The following is an 18327-nucleotide window of genomic DNA, read 5'->3' as shown; positions in this document are numbered from 1 at the left end:
AAATAATGCAACATAACATCAATAGGTTATGTTTATTTCAGCGTCGACTAAGTATTCAACTGAAAATGGACAGCCACGAAATAATTAATGTAAATCGCCTTTTGAAAGGCTCATTTGGAAAATTACGTTTATTTGTAAATATGCATAATACCTTTAACTACCCCTACTCCCGATGTGATATCAGACACACCTTTCAAGGTGCCGGATCCGCTAACTCCTGTGAAGCGCCCCGTTCCTCCGGTGACTTCGATAGCGAAGTCCTTATACTTATAGTATTGTGCACTATAATCGGTTGGAATAAAGAAAGCAGAATAATGAGCATTGATTGTATCGCCATTTCTAAAAGAAAGCGTCAAGTCTCCATCAGACATAAAATGAGAAGGATCCGAAAGTTCCGGAGTGATGCAATCATCAGCTGTAACAGTAAGTACACCTAAACTTCTTCTATTTCCATTCGCAGTAATCGAGCCTGTCCCTACCCCAGTAATATCGCCACCAATAAAAGAAGGAGCACACTCCACGTTTGTACCTATAACTTCGTTCGTACCCAAGGTAAAATTTATCGTTCTCTGGTATGAATTAGTATCGGCAAGCGCACTTTGAGGAGAGGTGATTGTGGCAAATAGTAGTGCAAATGCTTGGAATTTGAAAAAATTATGGATATACATGGAGGTTCCTTTATTCGATGGTTAGTTTGCAGGCAATCGAGTAACTTGAAATGAATCCAGTGTTTCAAGCGGCCAATCACTGATTAAAATTGGATGTCTATGAGATTTATATTACATTGCAGTGTTCCTTATAACAAGTTGCGATTTGGAAGGAGTGTCGTAGATATGGTGTAGAATCAAAACCGTATCTAGTAAGAATATCTCATTTACTGAATTAGGAGTCAGTGCGGCAGCGAACCTATAAAGAAGATTGAGCACAGCAAGCTATTGCCTTCCACGCCTCCAGTTTCTGATCATATGAAATTGCAGCATTCGCAGGACTGGTTGAAGGAAGGCGAATATATTCGATACTTGAGCAGTTGCGAAGAGATGGTTGTACATGTCTCATATATAGAATTTCTGCCTTAGCTCCATTAAAGTACACCTTATGAATATGCGAATGATTGTTAAAAAAGCTCGCGATATCATTAAGTACGATTGTGTCATTAGCAATATTAGAATCGAGACTGCCCTCTCGCGTACATGATTTCAAAACGTCCCAGAGCGCAATTCTGGCCTTGACAATTGATGATGTTCTAACTTCGTAAGTATTTTCGGCGTTAACGCCAAGAATTTCGCTTATGATCTTCCAGAATGCGTTTCGCGGATGTGCGTAATATTGTTGTGCTTGCAACGAGGCCTTGCCAGGCATCGTTCCGAGGATCAGGATGCTTGAATTGTCACTTTCGATTGGAGGGAAGCTATGAGTGTGTACTACTGGGGTATCTTCAATATTCATTCGTCCGTTTGAAGCTTTGTTGCCCTTGCTAAGAATAGGATTGGGGATGATATTTTGCATGGTAGGCTTAATTCAGGCTAAGCTGCACACTCCCCGTATTTCCAAGACTCCAATTACGAAATAGGCGTGATTATGCCAAAAAAACAAGTTCAGCCCATTTTCTTTTGCCTTTTTGGGCTGCTCCTTCGATTTTTCAGCCCCCTATTCGCCCGCTATAGGTGCACCAACACCATTAATCGATATTGAGACAGTAAATGCTCGCCTATGCCAGCGCGATAAATGCGCAACCGTCATTCTTGGCTAAGTCACGGTACCGTATTTTTGTAAAATCCCGCAACCTTTTGAACATGGCAAAAATGTGTTTGATGCGGGCACTTATCTTTGACTTTTTAGGTTCTTGCAGCGCTTGACCTCATCGATCTTACACCAGCCTTACGGGTACGATAGTTGGTGAAATAGCTGGCCTTGAGCGCTTTGTTGTAGCCCAAATACTTTTGACAGGCTTAAGCGCTATCATCATAAACGCGTTGCTAATGAACATGCAACAAATCAGACAGGGAAATATCGTTATCTTCGTTGGCTAGGAAAACGACGCACGCTGAACTTCGGGCCGATTGAACTGTCCACGTCATTATGCCGCTTCGTACTAAATGGTCTGTGTGGTTAGTAATGGGTATTTGCTACTTTTAGTAATTTTGACGGTTCAGCATTCAAAAACTGCACCAGCTGTGGCAAATCAATTTGATTTGATAATTTTTATCTTTGTGCCATCACCAGCATTAAATTTAATTGTATGATCGAATATATTGAGTCAATTTGTTAAAAACACGCAGGTAAAATTAATTTTCTTGCGTGTTTTTATATCTATATAACCTGTATATGACGTGATCATAACAATATGGTCTCGCGGATGTGCACAGGTAACATTTTTTAATTTACAGTTAATTTGGAGTGAGTTGTGAAGACAAAAGCAAGAAATGTTGTTAAAGCCATACCGGCTACTAAACCTAAAGTTACTAAGAAATCGTTGTCAGCTAAAGTGATGGCGAATAATAAGTCTAAACCTGCTCTAAAAGTTAAGGCCGTACCCCCCATAAAAACAAAAGCCGTGGCCAAAATGGCGAACAAGAATCTTGGCGAAAAATCTGTTGTAACAGCTGCTAAAGTAGTTAAAGCGGGTAAGTTATCAAAAGCAGATAAACCTAAAAAAATTAAAATGGTGCGTGATAGTTTCAGCATGCCAGAAATTGATTACTCGCAATTCTCCACATTAAAGAAGAGGTGTCTGCTGGCTGGTGTTCATGTGAAGAAAAGCGAATTGTTGCGAGCCGGGTTGCTTAGACTGTCTAACCTTTCTGACTCCGAGTTGGTTAATGTTGTAGAGCAAATAGAAAGGCTCAAAACAGGCCGACCAAATAAACATTAAACGCTTGGAACGATGGTTTTTTTAGATAAGGTATCGTTATTCAGCGTGTTTTTCGTAATATTGCAGAGTGACTATGCCATTTTAAGATACTGTCGTTGGCAGACCTATGGGCGCGAAAAGCCTTATAGTTCATATACAGTAATGCCGGCGCGGAAGCGATTAAGTAACCTAATGTGCACCTCTATAAATCCAATTTTCGTCACAATATAGTGTTGCTCGAAAAAACTATCTTTTACATATCAACCATATGCCGCGCTAAAATTTTTCACTCGCATCTTAGACTTGACTAGAAAATTAAATTTTTAGAGGCGTTCTAATGACATGTCGCGCTTGTTCCAGTGTTAATAAAAAGATTGTGTATGACGAAAAAAACATTGCCCTGAGAGTGTTAATTTTGCATCGGTGCGATCACGCACAATTTTAGAGTAGCACCCAGATAGGCTTCCAGTTTTTGTATGCGTGCACTGATAGTTGATTGGATAAGATGGAGTCTATTTGCAGCTTCAATAAAGCTGTTATCGGCGGCCACACTCAAATAAGTTCTAATTGGATCTATGCCCATAGAGTTTGTATCGGATATGCCGATATTAAAGTCCAATTAAAATCGTTTGTCTAATGCCACACTAATAATTTACATTCGAAGGTATGCAAATATAAATTTTTGTTAGAGAGGCCGCCGATGAATTTAGATGAATCTCATTTTAATGAACATGAAGTACTTCTTACTAAACATGAAGTTCCGAAGAGGTCGTTGCCGGCCAAAGTGTTGGCGAATAACAAGTCTAAACCTGCTCTAAAGGTTAAGGCAGTGACTCCCACAAAAGCCGCAGGCAAAAGGGCGAACAATAATCCTGTCGCAAAATCTGTTGTAACAACTGCTAAAGTAGTTAAAGCGGGTAAGTTATCAAAGACAGATGAGCCAAAAAAAATTAAAATGGTACGTGATAGTTTCAGCATGCCAGAAAATTATTACTCGCAATTCTCCACATTAAGGAAGCGGTGTCTGCTGGCTAGTGTTGATGTTAATAAAAGCGAATTGCTGCGAGCCGGCTTGCTTAGCTTGTCAAGTCTGTCTGACTCTGAATTGGTTAATACTGTAGAGCAAGTAGAAAGGCTCAAAACAGGCCGACCAAATAAACATTAAATGCTTGGAACGATGGTTTTCCTAGGTAAGGTGTCGTTGTGCAGCGAATTTTCCCGCAATATCGCAGAGTGACTATGCCATTTTAAGATGCTGTCGTTGGCAAACATATGGACGCGAAAAGCACTTATAGTGCATATATTGCGAAAAGAGTGTAGGCGATAACAAAGGCTATGTCGCAATTAGCTGTTGAATTTAGTTTGAAGAATAACTAAATACTTATAAATCATAGGCTTGCGTGTTTTTGCGGTTAACGAAAAACCCTTTGTAATTAAATGGTTACCAAGAATCAACAGATAACTACGACATAGCCATAACAAAACGATTGCAATTTTCCGCGCCGGAATATACTAAGTTTTAGATAAGCTATATGTTTCACACTGAGTGAGTGGCAATCTTAGTATTGATAGGTAACTACTATGCAAGCATACGATACGATTGCCGCAGTGGATTTGGGTTCCAATAGCTTCCGGCTACAAGTCGCGCGAGTAGTGGAAGATCAGATATATCCGCTTGATTCATTTAAAGAAACTGTTAGATTGGCTGCAGGGCTAACGCCGGACAAATACCTCGATGATAATTCTCAACGATGTGCTCTCGCATGCCTCAAGCGTTTTGGCGAGCGCTTACGTGGCCTGCCAAACCATGCCGTAAGGGTGGTGGGTACAAATACTTTTAGGCTGGCTAAAAATGCACCTGCTTTTCTTGAAAAAGCAGAAGCTGCCTTGGGTTTCCCAATTGAAATAATCGCTGGTCGAGAGGAAGCTCGGTTAATCTATCTGGGCGTGGCACATTGCGCGCCACCAACGCAAAATCGTAGGTTAGTGGTTGATATCGGCGGTGGCTCTACTGAATGCGTGATTGGCGAGGGATTGGAGCCGCTTCGAACGGAAAGCTTGTATATGGGATGCGTCAGCTATAGCAAGCGGTTTTTTGGTGACGGTAAAATTACGAAAGATGCTATGCATCAGGCAGAACTTGCTGCGCGCATGGAGCTACAATCAATTCGTTTCAAGTTTTTGGACGGAAATTGGCAAGAAGCGATTGGGTCATCTGGTACCGCACGTGCATTGGCCGATTTGTTAAAGCAAAATGATTGGAGCAATGAAGGTATATCGGCAGAGGGGCTGGCAAAACTGCGTTCCATGTTACTGAAAGCAGGAGAATGCAAGCGGCTGGATACATTGGGGCTAAAACCGGATCGCATTCCTGTCCTGCCTGGCGGATTCGCCATTATGTCGGCAGTATTCTCTGAATTGAATATTCAGCATATGAGCGTAGCGAGCACCGCTCTCAAAGAAGGGGTGTTGTATGACCTGTTAGGTCGTTTGCATCATCAGGATATGCGCGATGTCACTGTGAACCAGTTTATGCGACGCTACCATATTGATCCATTGCAAGCCAAGCGAGTTGAGGATTTATCGTTGTCGCTTTTCAAGCAAGTTACGCAGGGCTGTGACGTTGATGTTGATGCTGCGCAGCAGCAGTTGCAATGGGCGGCCATGTTGCATGAAATAGGTATTTCCATCGCACATAGTGGTTATCAAAAACATGCAGCTTACATTTTGGAAAACGCTGATATGCCTGGTTTTTCTAAAATGGAGCAGTTTCAGCTTGGGTCGCAAGTAAGAGCGCAACGCGGATCACTATCCAAGGTGCTAAAGTTGTCGGAAGTAATAGAGGATTGGACTGCAATATTAGCATTGCGCCTTGCCGTATTGTTTTGCCGTAGTCGTACGGATGTGACCTTGCCTAAAATGCAGTTGGAAAGAAGCGGCAAAAAGTACCGCATCACATTAGATAAACAATGGATTGAGCAAAATCCACTAACAGAAAATGCGTTGCAGGCCGAGGTCAAAGAATGGGAAGCTGTAGGAGTCAACTTTTCAATAGTCAGTGAATTAATATAAATTATGATGAGAATATTGCCATCTGTCAGCAGATCTTAGTGACTTAATCATATCTCTTACTATCTGTTATGCATACTGAAATTGAATTGAAGCTACTCATTGATAGCTCAAGCATTCCCCAGTTATTGCGACACCCACTGCTGAAATCGGCTTGTAAATCCGGGCCGTTAAAGGAAAAGCTTCACAGCATTTACTTTGATACTCCGGATCTGGCACTTGTGCGTGTGCAGATTGCCCTTCGTTTACGTCAGAATGGTGAACACTGGATTCAGACTGTGAAAGGCGGTGGCAAGGTGGAGGAAGGGCTGCATCAACGTTCAGAATGGGAGGTGCCTGTGACTGGCAACTTGCCGGATTTAGATAAATTATTAGAATCACCATGGCGCAGTTTTTTTACACCGGATATCCAAAACAGATTAGTGCCGATATTTTTTACGGATTTCTGGCGCACGACCTGGCTGTTAGAGCTTCCTAACGGTTTAATTGAGCTGGCATTGGATGTCGGGGAAATAAAGGCGAAAAATAAGCATGTTCCGATTTGTGAAGTTGAATTGGAATTGAAGTCCGGAGTCCCCGAGTCACTGTTCGATCTGGCCCGAGAATTGCGTAAATCAATTACTTTGCAGCCTGAAGATAGAAGCAAGGCTGGCCGAGGCTATATGCTTTATAGTGCTTACTCTGATGTAAAAAAAATCCAGTAATTTCGAGCTGATAATTGCTATTACCCTGCTAGTAATGTTATTCAAATCAGCAGAGAAATGCATGTATATGGCATCTTGCAATTCATAATTATGAGTTCTGGACACTCACTTTTCTTCAGCTATATAACGGCTCAAAAGTGACTAACATTCTAAGTAAATCATGCCTATGAAAAGGGCGAATGCCTCAGTTCATCGGATGAGCTTTGTTATTCCGGCAGACACAAAAATATCGGACATCAAATATAAATTCTTCACATGCATGCATTGTGAAGAATTGCATACAAAAGTTTTGCAGCGCACCTACTTTGATAGTTTTGACTGGCGAATTTATTGTGCCGGTGGCGTTATCGAAGAGGAAATCGGAACTAGCGGTGTTTCTTTGCGTTGGCGCAATGTTGTGCCTATAGAAACTTTTGGCAACATCTCGATTAATAAAAAGATTCGTTTCGTTTGGGATCTGCCTGTTTGTAGTTTGCGCGAACGTCTGGAGCCTATATTGGACGTACGTGCCCTGTTGCCCCTTCTTTGCATGAACTGTCAGGCTCATGGCCTGATAGTGCTAAATAAAGACAAAAAAACGGTCGCCAGGTTGAGTATCGAAGAAAATCGAATTTTGGGATCGACCAAGTCAAAATCACTTAAGCTTCCTGCCATATTGTATGCTGAGTCAGTGAAAGGTTATGACACCGTTTTTAAAGAGATTTTGCAGGTAATTGATCAACAATTGGCTCTTGAAGTTGATGATCAGGGAATGGTGCAAAGGGCAATGGCAGCAGTTGAATTGCAGCCTGCGTCATATTCTTCCAATTTAAATTTATTGCTGAGTCCAGAGACACATATTGAAGTGGTGATGCGCAACATTTTGTTGCGCCTGCTTGAGATGATGCAAGTTAATGAGCGGGGTATAAGATCTAATTTGGATTCAGAGTTTCTCCATGACTTTCGCATTGCTGTGCGACGGAGTCGCACGGCCTTAGGGCAAATCAAAGGTGTTTTACCACATAAAATATGGGTTCGATTTAGTCGAAAATTTGAATGGCTAGGAGAAATAACCGGCCCAACCCGTGACCTTGATGTCTATTTGCTGAATTTCGTAGCTTACAAAAAAAGCTTGCCGTTACCTGTAAGGGATGACCTTGACCCGTTTTATTATTTTCTGATGAAACATCAGACAATTGAACACAAAAAGTTGGTGATGCATCTAGAGTCAGCACGTTATATAAAAATGACTGCTGCTTGGCTAGCGTACTTGAAAGCGCCATTATCAGAACGAACTACACTTCCTAATGCCCATTGCTCAACGCTAGATGTAGCAAATTCGAGAATATGGCATATGGTTCGACGTGTCGTTAAAGAAGGAGAAGCTATTAGTGCGAGCAGCCCCCCTGGAGATTTGCATCAATTACGCAAGTCATGCAAAAAACTAAGGTATTTGATGGATTTTTTTCGAAGTCTCTATCCCACGGAAGAGATCAATAAGTTAATTAACACATTGAAATTGCTTCAAAATAAACTCGGACAATACCAGGATATTCATATTCAAATCGCATCATTGGAAACATACAGAACCCAGATGAAATCCGAAAGCGGTGCGGCTGACCGTACATTGGTGGCAATTGATATAGTTATACAGACACTCGAACAACGCCAAAGCCATGTACGAAAAATGTTTAAGTCACGATTTGCGGCCTTCGCGGAAATTAAGAATCGAGTCGCTTTCAGGAGACTATTTAAACCTAAAATCCAAAAGGATACGCTCTTTCAATGAAAATCATAGCCTGCTATAACATTAAGGGTGGGGTTGGTAAAACTGCAACCGCTGTCAATCTAGCTTACCTGGCAAGTCGTGAAGGTGCCCGTACATTGATTATGGACTTGGATCCGCAAGGTGCGGCTTCTTTCTACTTTCGAGTTAAACCCAAGATAAAAGGAGGCTTGAAAACGCTGATGGATAGCAAGCAGGGTTTGGATGAGCTAATCAAGGGAACTGATTATGCCGATCTTGACCTCATTCCTGCGGATTTTTCCTTCCGCAATATGGATTTATTTTTGGAAGATGTAAAAAAACCAACGCGTCGATTACGAAAACTGCTTATAAATTTTGACAATGACTATGACTTTGTTTTTCTGGATTGTCCGCCGAGTATTTCACTTGTATCCGAAAATGTATTTCAGGCGGCTGATATCTTGTTGGTGCCGACCATCCCTACTATTTTATCGTTGCGCACGTACGACCAGCTTCTAAAATTTTGCAAAGAGAATAATCTGGATGATCTTCTTGTGCTTCCTTTTTTTTCCATGGTGGACATGCGTAAACAGCTGCACCGTATGATTGTTGAAAAACCACCGAAAACGTTAGCCGGATTGCTTAATACTACAATTCCCTATGCCAGTGATGTCGAGCGGATGGGGCTTAATCGTGCAGCACTTGCCACCTATGCACCAAAGTGTCGGGCGGCTCTGGCTTATGAGTTGTTATGGGATGAAATAAAAGAATGCATGAGTTGAGTTTGTAATTTGTAGTAATCGCGACATCATCTGACAGTTACCCAATTTGATCGAAGTGACTGTCAGTACTGCTACAGTCTTGGAAGTGTTCATGTCCTGAATGGTGACTGCTTCGCCGATTTTTCATGGTAATAGAACAACTATTACCATGAAAAATCGGCATATTTTACCCACGCCCAGCTCAATTTCGCTAAGATTCTTTAAGTCAGACAGGCTAGTAGTAGCTTGAATTTTTAGCTCGGCTGGGCTGAATTAAACGACGCCTGCATTTCACTGCTAACCATCTACGCCATCACTTTTTACCTGCTCCAATTCGATGTTGCCATTCCCTGTTTAAGAGTGTTATTCAATGTTGAATGTGGTCACTTTGAGGACCATCTGGTATGCTGGTAACGATTAATGCGCATCATTGACTATTGTCAAAACAACCAAATGACAACCAATGATAACTAATGACAACCAATAACTATTAATGACAACTTATGACAATCAGTAAACTTCGGTCACTTCTCCTGCTGCTGTGCTTGATACCCTTAACGGCTTTTGCGAATTATGAAGAACGAGAGGATGTGCAGCAGTTTATAACGCAAATGGTCACAAAACATGGCTTCGACCGTCAGAAGCTGCATGACATGTTCTCACGGGCAGAAAAAAAAGACTGGGTGCTCAAAGCCATCGCGCGGCCGGCCGAGAAAACCAAAACCTGGGCCCAATACCGTTCAATTTTCATTACTGACAAGCGCATTGATGAGGGTAGGGAATTCCTGCGCCAGCACCGTGAGACGCTAGCACGCGCTGAACAGAAGTATAGTGTGCCGGCAGAAATTATCACTGCGATTATCGGCGTTGAAACCTTCTACGGTCAGCGCAGTGGCAGTACACTGGTTCTGGATTCACTGACGACGTTGGGATTTGATTACCCGCCGCGCAGCCGTTTTTTTCTCTCCGAGCTGGAGCAGTTTTTGCTGCTTGCACGAGATGAAAATATCGATGCTAGCGAGATTTTGGGTTCCTATGCAGGTGCGATGGGTATGCCACAGTTTATATCCAGCAGTTACCGACACTACGCCGTTGATTTCGATGGCGATGGCAAACGTGATCTGTGGAATAATCCAGCCGATGTAATCGGCAGTGTTGCTAATTATTTCAGCACCCACGGCTGGAGCAAGGGCGAACCGGTCACCAGCCGCGCTACTGTCGCCACCCCTGACAGTATTGATAAGATAAATAACCTCAAACCGCATACCAGCATCGGTGAGTTAAAGCTCAATGGTGTAACGCCGCTGCAGTCACTTGAAGACGATGAAATGGCGTCCGTGTTTCGTTTCGATGGAGAGAGCGGAGACGAGTACTGGCTTGGATTGAACAATTTCTATGTGATTACTCGGTACAATCATAGCTCAATGTATGCAATGGCCGTGTACCAATTGAGCCGCGAAATCCTGCAGAAACAGCTTGATAAATGAACTGCGGCGTCGTGACGACATTGCTGAGTCGCTGGTGCTGGCATCCTGCATGTCTAGGGACGGGCATCTGCAGAATGACTCGAAAAATTTGGAGGGCATAGCAGATTCGGTGCCGCAGGAAGTTACGCTCAGCAAGCACGTAACCCAGCCCTCCCTGCACCACGTCAAGGGCAAAGTTATTACGTGCTAGTAGTCTGTCTGACTTAAAGGATATCAGCTAAAAATTTAGCTGAACTGCATGTATTTAGCCGTTTTCTTTGGCAATAGAACAATTGGTACGTTGCAAAACCGTCAAGTAGCGCAAGCAGACATTTCGCCGTAAGGTGAAAGCTGGCAAAACCACCTCTCGTACAGCTAAATTTTCGCTGAAATTCTTTAAATCCGATTGGCTGTTAGAAATATATATGATGGCCGTATGCATAAGTGACGGCCATTATTGACCTACGTTGAAATTATCAATTTCAATCACAAACTAATTACGATTGCGGCGCAGGATAGCCTAGGCAAGATCGAAATTTGTCAAATTAAATCGACATTAGTTAGGAAAAGAGGGGAATAGAAATTAAAGAATTATTTGAAGATGTTCAAATTAAGCTTGCAGAAGCTGGTTTTTACAAGGGACTGTGCCACTTTATTACTATAGGCAGTAAAGTGCTTATTGCGTGCCTTGTTTTATGGGCGGCGATTGTTCCGGTTCAAGCATTGATCATTTTAGATGACCTTAATATTGCATTGCTAAACACATTCAATGTTTATTATGTTTATGTGGTTTCATTTTTTCTTATGTTTTGCATTGGGTTGGCGGTTATTCCGTCCACTGGCAGGGTGATTTTGGGTAAGCCAGACGAAAAGCCAGAGTTTTCTAATTTCTCCTGGTTTTCCATGATGTTCAGTGCAGGTATGGGTATCGGTTTAATGGTTTTCTCTACGGCAGAGCCGCTTTGGCATTTCGGCGGGAATCCAGAAATTATCAAAGGAAATATTGAGCCATACACAAGCGAAGCAGTCCAGTCAACATTTCGCTATGCGTTTCTACATTATGGGCTACATCCTTGGGGCATTTATGTGGCAACAGGATTAAGCATGGCATATTTTGCCCACGTGCGTAATTTTCCGTTGACAGTACGTTCATGTCTTGTGCCAGTGTTGGGACGTTATGTAAATGGCTATATTGGGCATGCACTTGATATCATTGCAATTATAGCGACATTGCTCGGTGTGGCCGTGACGATTGGTTACGGTGTTGATCAACTGGTTACCGGTATTAATAATTTAACCGCATTTAATTGGTTGATGTCCTCTGGTGAGGATCCCGTTCCTAATAAAACTGCGCTCATTTTGGTTTTGATTTTTGTAATGTGTCTGTCAACCATTTCAGCGTCAACAGGGGTCCAGCGTGGGGTTAAATATTTTAGTAATCTTAATCTGGTGTTGTCGTTAATTCTGCTGTTAGTTTTTCTGTTCTCTGGGCCACTAATATTTTCTTTTAGCTTATATGGCAGCGCACTGATTGATTATATAGTTACATTGCCCATTATTTCCTTTGAGGTATTTGAATTAAATACACCATTAGGTGATTGGCAAGAACAAGGTACCATTTTGTACTGGGCTTGGTGGATTGCATTTGCACCATTTGTTGGGCTGTTTCTAGCGCGTATTTCCAGAGGTCGGTCGATTCGAGAGTTTATATTAGGTGCTCTGCTTGCGCCTGCTGCCGTGTGTTTTCTTTGGATTGTTTTGTTGGGAGGAGCTGCGATAAATCTAGAGCTGTCTGGCATCGCGGATGGTCGTATCATCAACGCGGCCTCATCCGCACAGTTATTCGAAACATTGAATGTTTTGCTCTCTAGTGGAGTGGCAAAAATTGTTTCTGCAATGTCTGTGGTGCTTATTCTTACTTTTTTGATTACCTCGGCAGATTCTGGTGTGTTAGTTTTAAATACCATTATGGCAGGTGGCACTCAACATTCGGCCATTAAACATCGAATTGTTTGGGGGGTGATTCTTACGGTTGTTATCGGAACATTGTTGATTGTGGGTGATGGTAGCTTAGAGGCACTGCAGAAGGCAATGATCATTGGTGCATTACCATTCTCAATGGTAATGGTGCTGATGTGTATCTCTGTGGTTAAAGCAATTTTTATCGATAGTAAGCGCAAGTAGTTGGCTGCTGGAAATACCTAGACAGCTTAGTAAAAAGAAAGATAGGAACATCAACCGAGAAAATTTGAGCTACCCGAAACTATCAGCAAGTGCTTGTCATGCCCCTGAACCTTGGTCATCACACTTAAAGATGTATATAAGATCAGGAGTTTTGAGTACTAAATAGCAGCAAATGCAGGTAGCGTCATGTCTTAAGTAAGTGACACGTATATATTCTAATTTTGCTGTAGTTAGGTTTGGTTACGAAGGCTCTGGCTTGGTTGCCCGACACAATTCATTGACCACGTACGGACATATAGCTTGGTGACAGAAATCTTAAAGATTGTGTTCTTCTTTGTAAAGTATGATCAATGAGTAAGCTTCATCTTTGAGAAGCAGTTTTTCTTTTTTGAGTATTTCAAGTTCAATATCAGTCAGATGGGTTTCGCCGTTTTCAGCTTTGGTAATTTGACTATCAAGCGCATTGTGTTTGTCGAAAATCTTCAAAAAATGGGCATTTGCTGCATTATTTTGTTTCATTTGGGTAATGACGTCACGGTATTCGTGTAGCATTTAAATTCCTTATTGAACGTTCTGATTGAGTAAGTCTAACATGGATTATTCGAGTTAATTCTGACCAAGAAAAAATACGTGTCATCAACAGTTTATAGCAGCGTGGCGTGGTAACCCTTTGTTTTAAAGTTTGATCCTGGCCAGAAACACTGTCACTTCTTCACGGTCGTGGTATAACTGCTTCGATTGCAAGCGATACTTGAAGCCTTTTTTATCCAGTACCGCGCGGATACTGGCGAGCGCATCGTTCAAGGCTTCCAATCGTTTCTTCATCGGTAATTTTAAGTTGAAAATGGCTCGATTGGTTGATCCGCTGGCGACCCAGTCAGCGACTAGCGCGGCCACTCGTCTCGGTTGCTCTATCATGTCGCATACCAGCCAGTCTACCGCGTGTTTGGGACGATAGCGGAAGCCATCCTGGCGCTGATGTTTGACTGAAGGGTGCTCGGCCACCACGCCTTTGAGCGGGCCGTTATCGACCGCCTCCACCTGCATACCCAATCTGACAAGGTGCCAAGTCCAGCCACCGGGAGCTGCACCCAGATCTACCGCTCGCATACCATGCCTAATCCATCGAAACTTTTCATCTTTTGATAAAAATGTTTCGAAAGCTTCGGCCAATTTGAGTACAGAGCGACTAGGCGCTTCATAAGGCATCTTCATTCGCAGGATGCCCATAGCTGAGGTTGCACTGTTGCGCGGATCACTTGCGCCGATTAGTACGCGATTCTTGTCCGGGAAAAAGATATGCAGGCGAGGCAGATGGGGGTCTTTAGTCATGCGTCCTCTGGCGCGCAGCTTTTCTTCCAGCAGAGGTTGAAAGCGCTTGATAAAACCGGACAGGGTTTTGCCATCGTTTGTGTCAGGCGTTTCCAGCCACAAGGCGCTGAATTGTGCAGGTGTATCGGGTATGGCTGCAAGCAGTGGGGTGAGGCGATCGCGATCGGGTAACTCGCTTATTTCGGCTAGCAGGGTGATTAACTGGCGGGTAAAGGTGAGTTTGTCATAATGCAGGCGCGGTTTGTTCTGAATGATGAGAAAGCCGCTGTTGGCATTGATTTCGAGTGGCACCGCCAGTGTTTCTTGCAGGCAGTCTCGTTCAAAGCCGGGGCGACAATACAGCAGCCATTGGTGTGATTTTGTTGAATTTTGTGTGCTCATGGCGCGCATGTTAGCAGCCTGTCGATGAGGGTCAATCTTTAAATATGTTTCAGAACTATTGTTCGTTCTATTTGACAAGCCTTTCTAAATCAAATGGATATTTGCTTGACTCATGAGTGAGTTGGAAACGAACCAGTTGAACTGGCAGAAACTATACTGAATGAAAGACGCCTGCACTCAAGTAGTACATCTTTTAAAGATGCAATTTTAGACGCAAATTTTTGGCGGCCTGATAAAGGTTACGATTCTGAATTATCAAAACAAATTTTATTAACGCTACTTTTAATTAAACATTATAATATAATCAATTGGTTATTTTTATACAGGATTGTCTGTTGTAAAATTTTTTTTAATACTCGCCAACAATGTTTTTGTCAGGCTTGATTATGACTGTAGTTAGAGGCTGGATACTTGAATTCCGATTTTTTGATTATTGGGGGTGGGGTGGCCGGGTTATCGACTGCTCAACGGTTGCTTCAGCAGGGGGCGGCAGTAACTGTGTTAGAGCGCGGCGAAATTGGACAGGAAGCTTCTTGGGCAGGCGGCGGTATTTTGTCGCCGCTGTGCCCGTGGAATTATCCCGATGAAGTTACGCGTTTGACCACTCGTGGCGCAGAGCTGTTTTCAGCTTGGGCAAAGGAATTGCATACGGCTACCGGTGTAAACACTGAATATGAAACAAGCGGAATGCTGGTTTTACCACCATTTGATGCACAGGCAGCAGGCCAATGGTGTGATGCGCATAGTGCTTGTTCAGTAAATAAAGTGCGTGCAGCAGATTACAATTTACTCGAGCAAGGAGATGCGCTCTTTTTGCCGGAAGTTGCTCAAGTACGTAATCCCAGGTTATTACGTGCTTTGCATCAGCATGTAAGATCGCTTGGGGGACGCATCATAGAGCAATGTGAAGTAAGCAATATTGTTGTCGAAAATGAACAAGTACACTCAGTTACTACGTCTAGCGGCAAATTTAATGCGCAGGGCTATATCGTTACCGCCGGAGCGTGGAGCAAAGAAGTATTGGGACGACAGGCACTACGATTAAACATTAAGCCAATGCGCGGGCAGATGCTGTTATTCAAGTTCGATGTGTCGCCACTCCGTCATATTGTTTTGCAAGACGATTTGTATTTGATTCCGCGTCGTGATGGTTATCTGCTGATCGGCAGCACTATGGAGGACGTAGGATTTGACCAGCGCACCACTAATGAAGCACGCAACATGTTGTGGCAACGTGCGCAAAAACTGTTGCCATCTCTTAGTGATATGACGTTGGTGCAACATTGGGCCGGACTGCGTCCCGCCTCTCCGTGCAATATTCCCACTATCGGGCGACATCCAAAGCTGGACAATCTTTATCTTAATAGCGGGCATTTTCGTTATGGCGTGACGATGGCCCCAGCTAGCGCTGAAATTTTGTTAAATGAGATTACAGGTGTGCAGCAAAAATTAGACGTGACGCCTTATCGGGCGGGGTGGGGTATTTAAAACCGATTTTCTTTTAAATGGCGTTCAAAGTAAACGTCAAAGGGGAAGAGTTTACCGATCAAGGACGGGACTACATCGAAATCGATATCGTAGAAACGCGTTGCGGCAATTGGCTTAGCGTGATGAAAAAATGAAGCTGAAACTCATCGTCAAAGGTCAGTCTTCTCAAATATATTTGTATACTAAATAAGTTGCGATGCATTGCTTAAGAGTGGTAAGACCTTGAGTGCCACTGCACGAGCAGTGGGAAACATGCATTGTCCGGTTCAGTTGACTGCTAGTGTTCGTGTTATTGCCGGGGTTTACCATATTCAAGCGCCAATGATTATGATAGCTAACTTAAAGAATGGATGCGCCGTTGTCACGGTGTACATTCATTAGTCTTGCTAACTATCTCGGCTGGCAAAGACTTGTTGTACGCGCACATGAAATTCTACTACTTATTGCAGTTTTGCTTGTTACTTTGGGAATGAACTCAGTTCAAGAATTCACAGTGATATAGCCTTCACTACAGAAGCGTTGAAAGACTTATTGTCAATTGCAATTATTAACAAGCTCAAACAGAAATTTTTTTGTTGTTTGGCTTAAAAGTTATAAGTTTTTTTTAGAGAATTAGCTGTAGATCATTAAATTGAACTTAAGGCACGTAGTATAAATCGCGCCGACCCTATTGATAAATTATCAACTCCATACTTAAATGCTCGAAGGCGTGAGCTGTTATGGTGTGATGGCTTGGGTGATGATTATGGAGCATGGGAATGAGCGGTAATAATTGATTTTATAGTGTGAAATACATCTGCTTATACAAAATACTGGGTTAATTAATTATGAGTAATATGTATGAGGAATTTCATAAGTCTTTTGAGATTGTCATAGCCGATACGTCGGAATTATTACGTGAAGTTTTTCACATTCGTTATCAGGCGTTGTGCGTTGAAAAGTGCCTCCCTGGATTTGATATGTCGCAGTATCCTGATCAACTTGAAAAAGACCAGTATGATCATCATTCTTCCCATGCTCTTTTAAGACATCGAGAAACGGGGAAATATATTGGGACAGTGCGCTTGATACGGTGTGATCCGCTCCATTCTGGAAAACCATTTCCTGTCGAACTACATACGCTGATTGACCCTGCGCTCTGTAATATAAAGGAATTGTCTCGTCAACATATGGTTGAAATATCTCGTTTAATTGTCCTGAGTAGCTTTAATCGTCGCAAGAGTGAACGCCGCAATCTCGAAACAAGAAATATTGATAACGAAACATCCGGAAGAGACCGGAGGTGCCTCCCTAATTTAACTTTATTACTTGTGGCTGCTGCCGTACGTATGAGTGATCAAGGTGATGTCAGGCATTGGTTGTCGGTTATGGAACCTGCACTAAACAGACTATTAGGATATTATGGTTCAGACCTTACTCCCATTGGGCCAAAGGTTAATTACCTCGGTGTGCGTAGACCTTACTTCTCGAATTATTTGGACATGTTAGAAAAAATGTATCTGACGCATCGTGATGCTTGGGAAGTAGTGACTGAGAAGGGGATGTATTGTAAATCTTCAGCTACGACAACTTTTGCGAAGAAAGATTGCGATTAATAGAGCGTACCCACCTCTCTCTTTATCTATTCAATTATCTGAAGACTGAAAGTCAGGTGTCTCGCAGAAAAAGCAATGAGTAATCAATTTATAACGTATGTATTAGACTGTTAAGCGATTAGCTAACGAAAGTTTTTAAGGCATAATAGACACCTTAGCTCATTAGTGGCGGTTTGGAATGCAAGTTATTTATTTATACTACATTAACGTGCAGAATCAAGGCCAAAAAATAACACTATCAAAAGTCTAACTCTACAGTACAACCATCATTTCGCTCTGCAAAGTAACGAAGAACTGAGCTAGTGTTCCCATTAAATTGCATTAATACTTATAAGTTTGATATTGGTTTGTATGAATTGTAATGTTAAAAAATAACGTAAGTAATCGTGCAATTCTTTTGATATGTTTTTTTTGCGTCATACCAAAAGGATGGGCTGATGAACAATATGAAGTTGTAGCACATCCTAGTATTAGAACAAAAAGTCTATCTGTTAATTCATTACGAGCCATTTTTGGCATGCATTTGAAAACGTGGCCAGATGGAACAACAATAAAAGTTTTTGTACTACCTGATGACAATCCTTTGCACCAAAGATTTGCAAAAGAAAAGTTACATGTCTTTCCATATCAGCTCCGATTGACTTGGGATAGGCTAGTATTCTCTGGTACTGGCTTGGCTCCAAATAATGTCTCCTCAAGTGACGAAATGTTAACTAAGGGCACCTCTAAAAACCATAGCTTTCAAACTTTCCGGCCCAAACTTTATGAAC

At 42.4% G+C, this 18327-nt stretch carries 16 protein-coding genes; 11 read left to right on the top strand and 5 right to left on the bottom strand.

The genetic code is table 11. The annotated features are described in order from the left end of the window. Positions 1 to 128: 128 nt before the first annotated feature. Together MJ770_RS11605 and MJ770_RS11600 are read right to left on the bottom strand one after the other, a co-directional pair. Positions 129 to 668: a hypothetical protein gene (locus MJ770_RS11605; RefSeq protein ID WP_239254351.1), complete on the bottom strand. Its 540-nt coding sequence runs from the start codon at positions 666 to 668 to the stop codon at positions 129 to 131. A 238-nt stretch (positions 669 to 906) separates the two neighbouring features. Beyond that, the gene (locus MJ770_RS11600; RefSeq protein ID WP_239254349.1) at positions 907 to 1506 is read right to left on the bottom strand and encodes a DNA-deoxyinosine glycosylase; all 600 of its coding nucleotides are present in this window, start codon (positions 1504 to 1506) and stop codon (positions 907 to 909) included. An 898-nt stretch (positions 1507 to 2404) separates the two neighbouring features. Here MJ770_RS11600 and MJ770_RS11595 point away from each other — a divergent pair. Beyond that, the gene (locus tag MJ770_RS11595) at positions 2405 to 2872 is read left to right on the top strand and encodes a hypothetical protein (RefSeq protein ID WP_239254347.1); all 468 of its coding nucleotides are present in this window, start codon (positions 2405 to 2407) and stop codon (positions 2870 to 2872) included. Positions 2873 to 3260: 388 nt separating this feature from the next. Here the strand turns inward: MJ770_RS11595 and MJ770_RS15720 are convergent, their stop codons facing one another. Then, the gene (locus MJ770_RS15720; protein WP_445083156.1) at positions 3261 to 3434 is read right to left on the bottom strand and encodes a helix-turn-helix domain-containing protein; all 174 of its coding nucleotides are present in this window, start codon (positions 3432 to 3434) and stop codon (positions 3261 to 3263) included. A gap of 117 nt (positions 3435 to 3551) precedes the next feature. Here MJ770_RS15720 and MJ770_RS11590 point away from each other — a divergent pair, with 117 nt between their 5' ends. The 7 genes from MJ770_RS11590 to MJ770_RS11560 all read left to right on the top strand — a co-directional run bounded on the left by MJ770_RS11590 (position 3552) and on the right by MJ770_RS11560 (position 12761). Continuing rightward, complete coding sequence (locus tag MJ770_RS11590) at positions 3552 to 4016, top strand: hypothetical protein (RefSeq protein ID WP_239254345.1); 465 nt, start codon at positions 3552 to 3554, stop codon at positions 4014 to 4016. Positions 4017 to 4432: 416 nt separating this feature from the next. After that, entirely contained in the window at positions 4433 to 5923 is a 1491-nt protein-coding gene (ppx, locus tag MJ770_RS11585; protein WP_239254343.1) for an exopolyphosphatase, read from the top strand. 86 nt (positions 5924 to 6009) lie between these two features. After that, complete coding sequence (locus MJ770_RS11580; protein ID WP_239254341.1) at positions 6010 to 6624, top strand: CYTH domain-containing protein; 615 nt, start codon at positions 6010 to 6012, stop codon at positions 6622 to 6624. A 196-nt stretch (positions 6625 to 6820) separates the two neighbouring features. Beyond that, positions 6821 to 8392 (top strand): CHAD domain-containing protein, encoded by a 1572-nt coding sequence (locus tag MJ770_RS11575; RefSeq protein WP_239254339.1) that lies wholly within the window; start codon positions 6821 to 6823, stop codon positions 8390 to 8392. After that, positions 8389 to 9132 carry a ParA family protein gene (locus tag MJ770_RS11570; RefSeq protein ID WP_239254338.1) on the top strand — a complete coding sequence of 248 codons (744 nt, stop codon included), beginning with the start codon at positions 8389 to 8391 and terminating at the stop codon, positions 9130 to 9132. The genes MJ770_RS11575 and MJ770_RS11570 overlap by 4 nt, the downstream gene beginning before the upstream one ends. 482 nt (positions 9133 to 9614) lie before the next feature. Further along, positions 9615 to 10598, top strand: coding sequence for a lytic murein transglycosylase B (gene mltB, locus MJ770_RS11565; protein WP_239254337.1), 984 nt, complete (start codon positions 9615 to 9617; stop codon positions 10596 to 10598). A 555-nt stretch (positions 10599 to 11153) separates the two neighbouring features. Then, positions 11154 to 12761: a BCCT family transporter gene (locus tag MJ770_RS11560; RefSeq protein WP_320412229.1), complete on the top strand. Its 1608-nt coding sequence runs from the start codon at positions 11154 to 11156 to the stop codon at positions 12759 to 12761. 315 nt (positions 12762 to 13076) lie between these two features. Here the strand turns inward: MJ770_RS11560 and MJ770_RS11555 are convergent, their stop codons facing one another. Both MJ770_RS11555 and rlmM read right to left on the bottom strand, forming a co-directional pair. After that, on the bottom strand, positions 13077 to 13313 hold the full coding sequence (locus tag MJ770_RS11555) for a YdcH family protein (protein WP_239254335.1): 237 nt from the start codon (positions 13311 to 13313) through the stop codon (positions 13077 to 13079). Positions 13314 to 13436: 123 nt separating this feature from the next. Further along, positions 13437 to 14474 (bottom strand): 23S rRNA (cytidine(2498)-2'-O)-methyltransferase RlmM, encoded by a 1038-nt coding sequence (gene rlmM / locus MJ770_RS11550; protein WP_239254334.1) that lies wholly within the window; start codon positions 14472 to 14474, stop codon positions 13437 to 13439. A 411-nt stretch (positions 14475 to 14885) separates the two neighbouring features. Between rlmM and thiO the strand changes: the two genes are divergently transcribed. The 3 genes from thiO to MJ770_RS11530 all read left to right on the top strand — a co-directional run. Beyond that, on the top strand, positions 14886 to 15962 hold the full coding sequence (gene thiO / locus MJ770_RS11545; protein WP_239254333.1) for a glycine oxidase ThiO: 1077 nt from the start codon (positions 14886 to 14888) through the stop codon (positions 15960 to 15962). 827 nt (positions 15963 to 16789) lie between these two features. Next, entirely contained in the window at positions 16790 to 17557 is a 768-nt protein-coding gene (locus MJ770_RS11535; protein ID WP_239254332.1) for a PEP-CTERM/exosortase system-associated acyltransferase, read from the top strand. Between the two features lie 361 nt (positions 17558 to 17918). Beyond that, positions 17919 to 18327, top strand: a 409-nt coding sequence (locus MJ770_RS11530) for a hypothetical protein (protein WP_239254329.1), incomplete at its 3' end; no start/stop codon positions are given.

It is taken from the genome of Candidatus Nitrotoga sp. M5 (assembly GCF_927904885.1).
In the GTDB taxonomy this organism is placed as follows: domain Bacteria; phylum Pseudomonadota; class Gammaproteobacteria; order Burkholderiales; family Gallionellaceae; genus Nitrotoga.
Note: the sequence above shows the minus strand (reverse complement) of the source record. Positions and strands in the feature narration are given on the sequence as shown.

Coding starts and splice junctions, on each gene's coding strand:
- MJ770_RS11570 (WP_239254338.1), top strand. CDS start 8,389: ATGAAAATCATAGCCTGCTATAACATTAAGGGTGGGGTTGGTAAAACT.
- ppx (WP_239254343.1), top strand. CDS start 4,433: ATGCAAGCATACGATACGATTGCCGCAGTGGATTTGGGTTCCAATAGC.
- MJ770_RS11605 (WP_239254351.1), bottom strand. CDS start 668: ATGTATATCCATAATTTTTTCAAATTCCAAGCATTTGCACTACTATTT.
- MJ770_RS11555 (WP_239254335.1), bottom strand. CDS start 13,313: ATGCTACACGAATACCGTGACGTCATTACCCAAATGAAACAAAATAAT.
- mltB (WP_239254337.1), top strand. CDS start 9,615: ATGACAATCAGTAAACTTCGGTCACTTCTCCTGCTGCTGTGCTTGATA.
- rlmM (WP_239254334.1), bottom strand. CDS start 14,474: ATGAGCACACAAAATTCAACAAAATCACACCAATGGCTGCTGTATTGT.
- MJ770_RS11600 (WP_239254349.1), bottom strand. CDS start 1,506: ATGCAAAATATCATCCCCAATCCTATTCTTAGCAAGGGCAACAAAGCT.
- MJ770_RS15720 (WP_445083156.1), bottom strand. CDS start 3,434: ATGGGCATAGATCCAATTAGAACTTATTTGAGTGTGGCCGCCGATAAC.
- MJ770_RS11575 (WP_239254339.1), top strand. CDS start 6,821: ATGAGCTTTGTTATTCCGGCAGACACAAAAATATCGGACATCAAATAT.
- MJ770_RS11535 (WP_239254332.1), top strand. CDS start 16,790: ATGAGTAATATGTATGAGGAATTTCATAAGTCTTTTGAGATTGTCATA.
- MJ770_RS11590 (WP_239254345.1), top strand. CDS start 3,552: ATGAATTTAGATGAATCTCATTTTAATGAACATGAAGTACTTCTTACT.